Source organism: Candidatus Thiopontia autotrophica (assembly GCF_982804495.1).
The window spans coordinates 1-1,745 of record NZ_CEYDPX010000023.1; the positions used below are offsets into that span (position 1 = coordinate 1).

A 1,745-nucleotide genomic window follows, 5' to 3' on the forward strand; every position below is an offset into this window, starting at 1 on the left:
TGCTTTCTACTCATGACCATCAATCTCTAGCAGTAGCTTTTTCCAGGCCATCTCTGGTGTTGTCTGACGCAAACATAAAGAATCGACAGCAGGGTCTCCTTTATATATACACTCCCTTTTTTGACATGGCGCACACTCAAGATCTGAATCCATGTGCAATTGATGATCCCCCATTGTGCCAGTTAACGTAGAGACAGTAGGTCCATAAATGGTTACTGACGGAATGCCCAGTGCTGCAACCAGATGGGCGATACCGGAGTCAACACAGACTGCGCCTACAGCCTGCTGAAGCTGCCTGGAAAGTACATCAAGTGAACTTCTGGGAAGGATTTCCGCATCGTGGCCAGCCGCAATACTCTCTGCCCGTGCCTTCTCCTCCTCACTTCCCCATGGAAGCAGCACTGTATAACCAGCACTATTTACAATCCCTGCCAGCTCTATCCAGTATTCATCGGGCCAATGCTTGGTTTCCCAGGTGGTTCCATGGACAAACAGAATGGATGGTACATTACTTCTCTCTTCTGGGGCTGTCCGATTGATACCGAAGTTCGGGAGACTCAATGGCAGCTCATAACCCAGTGCCTGGGCAAAGAGTTTTCGCAGTCGGACAATTGCATGCTCTCCTCTCTCCACTGGAAGTCGCTGCTGATAGAGGCGGCTTGCCAGTGGCTCTCTGGCGGAGCCCGCATCAAGACCAACCACCCTGCCTTTGGCCATACGGGAGAGCAGCGCGCTCTTGATCAGCCCCTGTGCATCCAGAACCAGATCATACTCCCGCGCGCTCAATTGCCCCCTGAAAGCACCCCACTCCCCGGAGACAATGGCCTTTAGTGGTGATCTTCTCCAGCGGCGGATCGCAACCTTAATCACCCGATCCACTGCCGGGTGCCATGCCGGCACCTCAGCAAATGACTCCTCTACCACCCAGTCAAATCGGATTCCCGGGATCGCTGCTACTGCATCAGTCACTGCCGGCAGTGTGTGCAGAACATCCCCCAGCGAAGAGGTTTTAACCAACAGAACACGCATTAGATTCCAAATGCCTCCACTGCCTTCAGCACTTGATCAGGCTCTAGCTTTTTCAAGCAGTCATAGTGGCCCAGCGGGCACTCCCGCTTGAAACAGGGGCTACACTCCAGATTGAGATCAAGGATCTGTGCTCTTTGGTTGAGCGGCGGGGTAAACCCAGGGTCAGAGGATCCATAAATCGCCACCAGATCACGGTCAAGTGCTGCGGCCACATGCATTAGACCGGAGTCATTTCCCACCACTACGGTTGCCAGTGACATCAGGTCGACTGCCTGCTCCAGTGTGGTTCGTCCTGCCAGATTCTCTACCTGACTACCCGCTCCTCCCAGCTCACCAATCACCATCTCACCAATCGATCGATCTTTTTCTGAACCGAATAGCCAGACATCCCAACCCTGTCTGATCTTCTCCTCAGCCACCGCCGCAAAATAGTCGGCTGGCCACTGCTTCGCAGGACCATACTCGGCACCGGGACAGAGTGCCAACAGTTTACTCTCCGGCCTGTTCAGCCCGATTGATTGTAGCGTCTCTTCTATGGAGTCACTCTCCACCTCTAGTCTCGGCTCAGTAATTTCCGGTAGCGGCTCACCTGAATCCACACCAAGGGCAACGAATCTCTGGACAGTCATTGGCAGCTGTTCCTTGTCAAGAACCCTTACGTCATTCAACAACCCATAGCGCATCTCGCCACGATAACCGGTTCTAGTGGGAATTCC

Annotated in this window: 2 protein-coding genes; both read right to left on the reverse strand. The window is 53.4% G+C overall.

What is annotated here, in order from left to right:
* Nucleotides 1–6: 6 nt before the first annotated feature.
* A complete protein-coding gene (waaC, locus tag AC3ZFK_RS06985; protein ID WP_487507401.1) occupies nucleotides 7–1,029 on the reverse strand; it encodes a lipopolysaccharide heptosyltransferase I in 1,023 nt (340 codons plus the stop codon).
* On the reverse strand, nucleotides 1,029–1,745 hold a 717-nt coding region (waaF, locus tag AC3ZFK_RS06990; RefSeq protein WP_487507400.1), incomplete at its 5' end, for a lipopolysaccharide heptosyltransferase II. The genes waaF and waaC, both read right to left, overlap by 1 nt.